Source organism: Guyparkeria sp. (assembly GCF_041687595.1).
Taxonomy (GTDB): Bacteria; Pseudomonadota; Gammaproteobacteria; order Halothiobacillales; family Halothiobacillaceae; genus Guyparkeria.
In genome coordinates, this window is the sequence record NZ_JAWLBP010000038.1 from 6863 (window position 1) to 15143 (window position 8281).

General features: G+C 66.5%; 10 protein-coding genes. 2 read left to right on the plus strand and 8 right to left on the minus strand.

Going from position 1 to position 8281, the window contains the following annotated elements; all coding sequences use genetic code 11:
* Positions 1 to 87: 87 nt before the first annotated feature.
* From ACESL5_RS07040 to ACESL5_RS07060, 5 genes are all read right to left on the minus strand, one after another.
* The gene (locus tag ACESL5_RS07040; RefSeq protein ID WP_372592070.1) at positions 88 to 783 is read right to left on the minus strand and encodes a DUF4124 domain-containing protein; all 696 of its coding nucleotides are present in this window, start codon (positions 781 to 783) and stop codon (positions 88 to 90) included.
* 45 nt (positions 784 to 828) lie between these two features.
* Positions 829 to 2016, minus strand: coding sequence for a 5-(carboxyamino)imidazole ribonucleotide synthase (locus ACESL5_RS07045; protein WP_372592071.1), 1188 nt, complete (start codon positions 2014 to 2016; stop codon positions 829 to 831).
* Between the two features lie 3 nt (positions 2017 to 2019).
* Positions 2020 to 2487 carry a 5-(carboxyamino)imidazole ribonucleotide mutase gene (gene purE, locus ACESL5_RS07050; RefSeq protein ID WP_372592082.1) on the minus strand — a complete coding sequence of 156 codons (468 nt, stop codon included), beginning with the start codon at positions 2485 to 2487 and terminating at the stop codon, positions 2020 to 2022.
* A gap of 26 nt (positions 2488 to 2513) precedes the next feature.
* A complete protein-coding gene (locus ACESL5_RS07055) occupies positions 2514 to 2930 on the minus strand; it encodes a SirB2 family protein (protein WP_372592072.1) in 417 nt (138 codons plus the stop codon).
* Between the two features lie 157 nt (positions 2931 to 3087).
* Entirely contained in the window at positions 3088 to 4062 is a 975-nt protein-coding gene (locus ACESL5_RS07060) for an SLAC1 anion channel family protein (protein ID WP_372592073.1), read from the minus strand.
* A gap of 173 nt (positions 4063 to 4235) precedes the next feature.
* Between ACESL5_RS07060 and ACESL5_RS07065 the strand changes: the two genes are divergently transcribed.
* Positions 4236 to 4904: an energy-coupling factor ABC transporter permease gene (locus ACESL5_RS07065; RefSeq protein WP_372592074.1), complete on the plus strand. Its 669-nt coding sequence runs from the start codon at positions 4236 to 4238 to the stop codon at positions 4902 to 4904.
* A 204-nt stretch (positions 4905 to 5108) separates the two neighbouring features.
* Complete coding sequence (locus ACESL5_RS07070; protein ID WP_372592075.1) at positions 5109 to 5447, plus strand: c-type cytochrome; 339 nt, start codon at positions 5109 to 5111, stop codon at positions 5445 to 5447.
* Between the two features lie 151 nt (positions 5448 to 5598).
* Here the strand turns inward: ACESL5_RS07070 and ACESL5_RS07075 are convergent, their stop codons facing one another.
* The 3 genes from ACESL5_RS07075 to ACESL5_RS07085 form a co-directional block, all read right to left on the minus strand.
* The gene (locus tag ACESL5_RS07075; protein WP_372592076.1) at positions 5599 to 6399 is read right to left on the minus strand and encodes an ABC transporter permease; all 801 of its coding nucleotides are present in this window, start codon (positions 6397 to 6399) and stop codon (positions 5599 to 5601) included.
* Positions 6386 to 6988, minus strand: coding sequence for an ATP-binding cassette domain-containing protein (locus ACESL5_RS07080; RefSeq protein ID WP_372592077.1), 603 nt, complete (start codon positions 6986 to 6988; stop codon positions 6386 to 6388). The genes ACESL5_RS07075 and ACESL5_RS07080 overlap by 14 nt, the downstream gene beginning before the upstream one ends.
* A gap of 128 nt (positions 6989 to 7116) precedes the next feature.
* On the minus strand, positions 7117 to 8281 hold a 1165-nt coding region (locus ACESL5_RS07085), incomplete at its 5' end, for a c-type cytochrome (protein ID WP_372592078.1).

The following is an 8281-nucleotide window of genomic DNA, read 5'->3' on the forward strand; positions in this document are numbered from 1 at the left end:
GCTCGCCCGCGCGGACATGGCAGCCGGCCACGTGCGACCGACTGCCAGATGCACCGTTCTAGTGCAGAAGGATAGACGACTGCCCCGTCATTGGTCAGGCGCGTGGAAGGTGAATCGCACCGGCTGGGCCTCGCGGATGACCTCGTCGTCCCGCCTGATCTGGGCGGTGATCTCGTGCTTGCCAGAGGTCAGGCCGTTGACGAGATGCCGGCGTCCGCCCGAATCCTTCACCTTTGGCTCACCATCCAACAGTATCCATATCCGGTCGCCCTCGCGCAGCGCCGGCTGGAGGGCAAGCTCGACGGTGATCGTGCCCTTCAGGCGGCTGGCCGCCTCCCCATTCGCCGGATCGACGATTTCGAAATGGTCGTAATACTGCCCCGGCGGATCCTCGGACTCTTCAGGACTTTCGGCCTTGTCGGCCTGTCCGGATTTTCCAGGCGCGGTCCCGGAGGCGTCGCCCGCCGGCGCAGACTCCACGTCGGCCGGCTGCCCCGCCGACAGTTCTTGGCTGGGCTGTCCGCGAGGCTCGGCCGGCTCGGGCCGATGCAAGTCGTCCGCCGTGAGCACCTCGGGGGTCTCCACCGGCTTCATGGGGATCACTGGTGCGGACTCGACCTCGTGCACCGTCGCACCTTCGGTGGGCTCGTCGGTGAACACCGTCTCGCCGGCACTATTGGTGTACTGGTAGACCTTGGCGGCGGACAGCGGGACGGTCCACAACAGGCACAGGCCGGTAATGCCGAGGGTGGCCGGGACGGAACGAAGGGTCGGGAAAATCATGTGTCGCTCACCTCCTTTTGGCACCCGATACCCGCAAGTCACCGATCACGCCGCGTCGGGCGGCGCGATCAGGGTCTTGAGGCGATCGAGCCGCGACTCGAGCGTGATGTGGTCAGGCGCGGTCACGGTGACATGACCCAACTTGCGGCGCGGACGCGGCGTCTTGCCGTAGTCGTGCCAGGACGAGCCGGGCACGGCAAGCACCGCCTCGGGATCCGGCATGCGCCCGACCAGGTTGAGCATTGCCGCCGCCCCGGCCGGCGCGGTGTCACCCAGCGGCCAGCCGAGGATGGCGCGGATGTGGTTCTCGAACTGCGAGGTGCGCGCGCCGCCCAGGCTCCAGTGGCCGCTGTTGTGGACGCGCGGGGCCATCTCGTTGATCAGCAGGTGACCGTCGCGAACGAAGAATTCGATCGCCAGCACGCCGACGTATTCGAGTTTTTCCAGCACCAGTCGGGCGGCGGCTTCCGCCTCGTGCTGCAGCGGCTCGTCGTCGGCGATCACGGTCTGCCAGAGGATGCCCGCGCGGTGCGTGTTGGTCGCCAGGGGGTAGAAGCGGATCTCGCCGGTCCGGCTGCGCACGGCGACAATCGACACCTCGCGCTCGAAGTCGATCATCTTCTCCAGCACGGCCGGTGCCCCGGCGATCGCCTCCCAGGCGGACGCCGCCTCGCCCGGGTTGCCGGGCCCACCCTCGTGCGCGGCGTGGGCCGAGTCGGCCAACCGCACCTGTCCCTTGCCGTCGTAACCGAAACGGCGGGTCTTGAGAATGGAAGCACCACCCAGGTGCTTCACGCCCCGGACGATGTCCCGGACCGAGTCGATCTGCTCCCAGGGGGCGACACCGAGCCCCAGTCCCTCGAAGAACTGTTTTTCCTCGAGACGATCCTGGGCGACGGCCAAGGCCCGCGGACCGGGCATCAGGCAATTGCGCTCGTCCACCGCCTCGGCGCTCGCCAGGGGCACGTTCTCGAACTCGAGGGTGACCAGGTCGCATTCCACGGCCAGTTGTTCGAGGGCCTCGGCGTCGTCGAACTCGGCCCGGATGTGCCGGCCGATCGACGCGGCCGGCGGCTCGTAGGCCGGATCGAGAAAGGTAAAGCGGTGGCCCATGGCCACGCCAGCGAGCCCCAGCATCTGACCCAGCTGGCCGCCACCGATCACGCCGATGTGCAGCCCGCCCGGCTCGCCCTTGGCCCGCGGCATTTCGCAGTTGTCGTTCGTCACCGTCACGGCTCAGACCTCTCCCGGCTCCGGTCGGGCCAGTACCGCCTGCGTCTGCCGCTCGCGCCAGGCGTCGAGCCGCTCGGCCAGGCCCGCGTCCTCGTTGGACAGCGTGGCTGCGGCGAACAGGGCGGCGTTGACGGCCCCCGATCGGCCGATCGCCAGCGTGCCCACCGGCACGCCGGCGGGCATCTGCACGATGGAGAGCAGCGAGTCCATGCCGGACAGGGCCTTGGACTGCACGGGCACGCCCAGCACCGGCAGGCGGGTCTTGGCCGCGACCATGCCCGGCAGGTGCGCCGCCCCGCCGGCCCCGGCGATGATGACCTTCAGTCCGCGACCGACGGCCGATTCGGCGTAGCTGAACAGCTTGTCGGGGGTGCGATGCGCCGAGACCACCTCCGCCTCGAAGGGGATCTCCAGCGACTCGAGGGTCTCGCAGGCATGCTGCATGGTCTCCCAGTCCGACTGGGACCCCATGATCACGCCGACAACAGGCTGCGCACTCATACCGAGGTCACCCAGGCCGGCAGCACGTCCATCAGCTGCGAGTGCGTGTGGGCGGCGCCGACGGCGGCGACATACAGGAACACCAGGATGGCGAGCACCCAGGCACTGGCCCGCAAGCCACGCGTACGGCCGAAGCGCAGGGCGACCAGCCCCAGGCCGATGTAGACGATCAGGCCGACGATCTTGACGGTAATGAAGCTCGGATGCACACCGTGCTGCCAGAACAGCAGCCAGGCGGCCACCAGGGCGCTGACCAGCAGCACCGTGTCGACGACGTGCGGAGTGATCTTCACCCACTTCTTCCGCAATTTCGGCGAGTCGGTGAGCATCCAGATGCCGCGAACGACGAAGCCGGTCAGCGACAGCACCACCGCCAGGGCATGCAGGTGTATCCAGAAAGACGCTTGGGCCATGAGGCAACCATCCCGTGTAACGCATTGATGAGGGAACCTCGGCGCAGAGCGGCATCGCATCTGTGCAGAGGTTCCTTCGGAACCCGCCCCATCCCGGGCGGAAGCCTCAAAGCATAAATCATCGGGAACCGCCCCCCAAGCCGGGACGATATGCCCCCTATTCCGGCTGGCAGATCTCCCCTCGGCCGGCGGCACGCAGCGTCATGAACAGCAGCAGGGCGATCAACACCATCAGGGCGACGACCAGCACGATCGAAAGTCCCTGCCAGAAGGCATTGCCGGTGAGTGCCGACATCTGCATGGTCGCGACGGTAATCGCCGCGACGGGAAACGAATAGGCCCACCAGGACAGCGCGAACGGCAGGCGAATGAAGTGACGCAACTGCCAGACGAGCAGCAACGTCACGAACAGCCCGAAGCTGAACAGGATGCGACCGAAGTCATCCAGCGATTGTCCGGGATGCAGCGACTGCCAGGAGATGAAACCCACCGCCGGCGGCGCGATGAGGATGAAGAGCGTCGGCATCAGCTTGCCGGGCATCGGCGCGTGGAAGAAATAGCGATACATCAGGATCGTCAGCAGCACCGGCCAGAAAACCAGACCGACGCTGAAGAAGAACCAGGAAATCGTCTCGAATCCCAGCGGCACCCCGGCCAGCGGCACCAGGATATTGCCGACGATCGGGATGAACCACGCCGGATTGGAATGCTGGATCTCGAAGTGCGACTGGTGCATCCAGCGGCTCAGGATCGTCAAGGTGAGGAGAAGGTGCAGCGCCACGCCCACTCCCCAGAAGGCCAGTGCCAGCGACGGCCAGATCGTATGCGTGGCCGTGGCCAGCAGGATCAGGCCGATCGAGATCGCCGGGAAGAAGCTGAGACGAATGGGGTGGTTGAATTCCGCGACCACCTGTTCACGATGACGCAGCCACTTGAGCAGGTAGGCCACCGCGATGCCGGCGAACACGACGATGTCGATCACCACCGAGACGAGCGCGATGACGGAGGGCAGGCCCCAGACCCGCTCGGCGTGCTGGAGCACCAGGGTCAGGCCGACAAGACCCATGACGATCGCGAACATCGAGACCGGCATGTGGGGCAGGCGTTGGCTGGGTGCGGGCTGGTCGCTCATATTGCCTCCTGTTCGACTGGCATGGCTGGACCATTACTATATAACATACCAATACCACATCAGCCCAGTTGATAGGCAGGGGCGGCGGCGATACCCGAAACCCTAGCAAGCCTGGGTGACATCGCCCGCACCGGCGCTACACTCATCGTCCACGGCACAACGGGACCACCGGCATGACGCTACCGAATCACCTCATCCCCCTGATGCTGGCCGGCATCGGCTGGGCGCTGACCGCCGTCGCCGTCCTGTGGGCCGCGCGCGCCGCGCCCTGGGAAGCCCTGCGCAACGCCCCGTGGCGGCTCAACCTGGTCGCGCTGGCGGTGCTGTTCCTGCTCGGCATGTGGTCGCTCAAGGCCACCCTGATGCCCGGACTGACCCTGCATTTTCTCGGCGCGGCCACCGTCACGCTGGTGATCGGGCTGGAGCTGACGCTGATCGCCGGGCTGGTCGCCGCCCTGCTGCTGCCCCTGTTCTTCGGTGGCGGGCTGGCGGTCGCCGGCTGGAATTTCGTGCTGGCCCTGCTGATCCCCGCCCTGATCACCTACGGCATGACCCGGGCCTCGCAGCGCTGGATGCCGCCGAACTTCTTCATCTACCTGTTCGTGGGCGTGTTCTTCTCCGCCGTGCTGGGCGTGATCGTCCACGGGGCAGGCACGGCCCTGCTGGTCATGGCGATGGGTCTGTACGACTTCGACATCATCTGGAACAACTACCTGCGGGTTCTGCCGCTGCTCGCCTTCCCCGAGGGCGTGATCAACGGGATGATCATGACCGCCCTGGCCCTGGTCAGCCCGTCGCTGGTAATCTCGTTCGACGATCACCACTACATCGACGGCCGCTGACCCTGACCGACGTTGCGCAAGCCAGGTAGCGCCTTGCAACTTGCAACGGCGACCCGCCATCAGCAAAACCGCAGGGTGACAAGTCCTTGTTTATTGGCCGGGTTTCTGGCGACAAATCAATGGCATGAAACGTGCTTATTCGACTTGTTAGCCGAGCTGGAGTGGGCTCGGATGGTTAACCGACACGAGATTCAGGAGTTCCTCATGAAAAAACTGACCGCGATCGTATTCGCTTCCGGCCTCGCGGCCGCCTCCGGCCAGGTACTGGCTGCCGACGCCGATGCCGGCAAGAAGCTCTACGAGCAGAGCTGCGCTTCCTGCCACGGCATGAAGGCCGAAGGCCAGGGCATGTTCCCGAAGCTGACCGGCAAGAGCGCCGATCACATCGCCACCGCACTGGCCCACTACAAGAACGGCAACCAGGACGCCCTGAAGGAAATGGGTGATCTGGGCGGCTCGAACTTCGCCATCATGGCGCCGAACGCCGCTGGCCTGTCGGACGCCGACATGGAGAACCTGGGCGCGTACATCGAGAGCCTGTAAGTCTCGCCGTCGACACGGCACAGACGAACCCGGACCGACTGGTCCGGGTTTTTTTATGCCTGAGGCACCGACGGGTCGGCTTCAGAGCACTCGCCGTCCCGCCCGGCACTCGCGCCAGCCGACACACGGGAGGAGAAAGTCACCGGGGCCATCAGCGTCCGCTACGCAACCGATCCAAGCGCAGCCGGTCGCGGTCGTCGAACAGGCGACGCGCGCCCAGCTGGACGGCGACGAGGGATCCAAAGCCGGTGGCGGCCGTGATCAGGAAGATGATCAGGATCTGGTACTTGACCGCCTCGATCGGCGGGGTGCCGGCAAGGATCTGCCCGGTCATCATGCCAGGCAGGCTGATCACACCGGCGGCGGCCAGCATGTTGAGTGTGGGGATCAGCCCGGCGCGCATGGAATCAGAGCGCAACTCGGCGGTGGCATCACGCACGGAGTGTCCGAGAATCAAGCGGGCCTCGAGCTCGCCCCGGCTCTGCCAGGCCGTCTGCGTCAGGTTGTTCAGCGCGAGGCCGATGCCCGTCATGGTGTTGCCGAGAATCATCCCCAGCAGGGGAATGGAATACTGCGGCGCGTACCAGGGGTCGACATCGATCACCATGGTCAGCGCGAGCATGGCCACGATCAGCGCCGTGGCGCTCATCGCCGCGAGACCGATACCGTAACCGTGCCACCCGCGAATGGGACGCTTCTGCCGGGCGATCACCTCGTACCCGGCCAACCCCAGCATCACCATCACGATCAGCATCACCCAGGGCAGGCTCGCGGCGTCGAAGACGGCCTTGAGGATCACGCCCACCAGCAGCAGCTGCAGCACCATGCGCACGCTGTTGAACGCGAGCGTCCGGAACAGCCCCAGCCCGAGGATGATCTGGACCACGCCGAGCGCCAGCACGAGGCTGGCGGCCAGCATCAGGTCGAACGGTGTCAGGCTATACAGATCCATGCAGGACGCCTCCCTCACGGGTCATCTCGAGCCGCTGCCCGTCGTGCGCGGCGATCTCGTCGGGATTGTGGCTCACCCAGACCGCGGCCGCCCCGTGTTCGTCGACGTAATCGAGCAGCAGGTCGGCCATGGCGCGGGCATTGCTCCGGTCGAGGTTGGCGGTCGGTTCGTCGAGCAGCAGCACGCGCGGCTCGAGGACCAGCGCGCGCAGCACCGCCAGTCGCTGCCGCTCGCCGGAGGAAAGGCGCTCGACCGGGGCATCCCACAGGGCAGGCTTGAGCCGCAGACGTCCCCACCATTCCTCCGGCGGGCGCTCGGCAAAATGTTCGGCCACGGTATCGGCCCACCAGCCGGATTCTGCCGGCACCAGCACCACGCGGCGCCGCCACTCGGTGGCCGGCATGGCCTGCTGCTCGTCGCCCTCCAGACGCACCTCGCCCTCGTGGGGCGAAAGATCGGCCAGTGCACGCAGCATCTGGCTCTTGCCGACTCCCGACTCGCCCTGCACGGTCAACACCTCACCGCCCTTGAGCACGAACGAGACCGGCGGCACGTTCTGCCCCTGAAGGTCCTTGACCTCGAACAACATGCGACTCCCCTGCCAAAGAGTGCCCGCGGCTCCACCAGCGCGCAGACCCCATCCCCCAAACAAAACGCCGGCCCTCAGGCCGGCGTCGTTCCTGCGTTCGGGCCGACATGGCGGCCCGGGCGGCGACCTTACTGGGCCGCGGCACCAGCCGGTGCGTCTCCATCGGATTCGCCCGGCAGTTCCTCTTTGTCCATGACCGCGATGTAGGCGCCCAGTGCCTCGATGTCATCGTCAGTCAGGTTCTTGGCCTGCGGGATCATCGCGTAGGAGTTCGGACCCATCTCCTGGCCCTTGCGATAGATCTTCAGCAGGTTGATGGTCTGGTCCATCTTGGTGCCGACCAACTTGGGTGCGTCGAACAGCTCGCCGCCTTCGCCCTCGTCGCCGTGGCAGATGGCGCAGGAGGAGTACAGGGCGCGGCCCTGCTTGACCAGCGACTCGTCGACGATCACCGGCTCGGCGGGTTCGGCCTTGGCGGCCGGCTCGGCACCGCCGTTGCCGTTACCACCGTCTGCCGCACCACCATTGTTGGTGCCACCGAAAGCGTCGGCGATGTAGACCGACAGGTTGGCGATCTGCTCGTCGGACAGGTTGGCGGCGTTCGGCGCCATGGTGCCGAAGCGATCACCCAGACCCTGCTCCTTGAGGTAGTCCTGATCGCCGTCACGGTAGGCGACCAGTTTCTTCTGGAGGTCGGAGGCATCCATTTCGGTCAGGACCGGGAAGGCGCCGCCCTGGCCGTTGCCGTCGGCACCGTGGCAGGCCGCGCAGCTGGCGTAGGCCTGCTCGCCGGCGGAGATGTCGCCGTCGACCGCGCCACCACCGTTGCCGGCATCAGCGGCCGCGTCGCCGCCACCGTTACCACCGGCGCCACCGCCGAAGGCGTCGCCGATGTAGGCGGCCAGGTCGGCAATGTCCTCGTCGGACAGGTTGGCGGCGTTCGGCGCCATGGTGCCGTAGCGGTCACCCAGGCCGACCGACTTGAGGTAGTCCTGATCGCCGTCGCGGTAGGCGGCCAGTTTCTTCTCGGCCTCGTCGGCCGGAATGTCGGTCAGTACCGGGAAGGCGCCACCCTGACCCTTGCCGTCAGCGCCGTGGCAGGCGGCACAGGAAGCGTACTTCTGCTCACCGGCAGCAATGTCACCGCCGGCACTCTCGTCACCGGAGGGCTTCTCGGCCGCGTCGTCCGCGGACGCGGTCTTGGTCTCTTCCTTGGTTTCCGGCTTCTCGACCACTTCGCCGACGGTGGTGTTCCGGTCGACCGTGTTGAACAGGGCGTTCACCAGGTAGAAG

Coding starts and splice junctions, on each gene's coding strand:
- ACESL5_RS07040 (WP_372592070.1), bottom strand. CDS start 783: ATGATTTTCCCGACCCTTCGTTCCGTCCCGGCCACCCTCGGCATTACC.
- purE (WP_372592082.1), bottom strand. CDS start 2,487: ATGGGGTCCCAGTCGGACTGGGAGACCATGCAGCATGCCTGCGAGACC.
- ACESL5_RS07055 (WP_372592072.1), bottom strand. CDS start 2,930: ATGGCCCAAGCGTCTTTCTGGATACACCTGCATGCCCTGGCGGTGGTG.
- ACESL5_RS07060 (WP_372592073.1), bottom strand. CDS start 4,062: ATGAGCGACCAGCCCGCACCCAGCCAACGCCTGCCCCACATGCCGGTC.
- ACESL5_RS07065 (WP_372592074.1), top strand. CDS start 4,236: ATGACGCTACCGAATCACCTCATCCCCCTGATGCTGGCCGGCATCGGC.
- ACESL5_RS07070 (WP_372592075.1), top strand. CDS start 5,109: ATGAAAAAACTGACCGCGATCGTATTCGCTTCCGGCCTCGCGGCCGCC.
- ACESL5_RS07075 (WP_372592076.1), bottom strand. CDS start 6,399: ATGGATCTGTATAGCCTGACACCGTTCGACCTGATGCTGGCCGCCAGC.
- ACESL5_RS07080 (WP_372592077.1), bottom strand. CDS start 6,988: ATGTTGTTCGAGGTCAAGGACCTTCAGGGGCAGAACGTGCCGCCGGTC.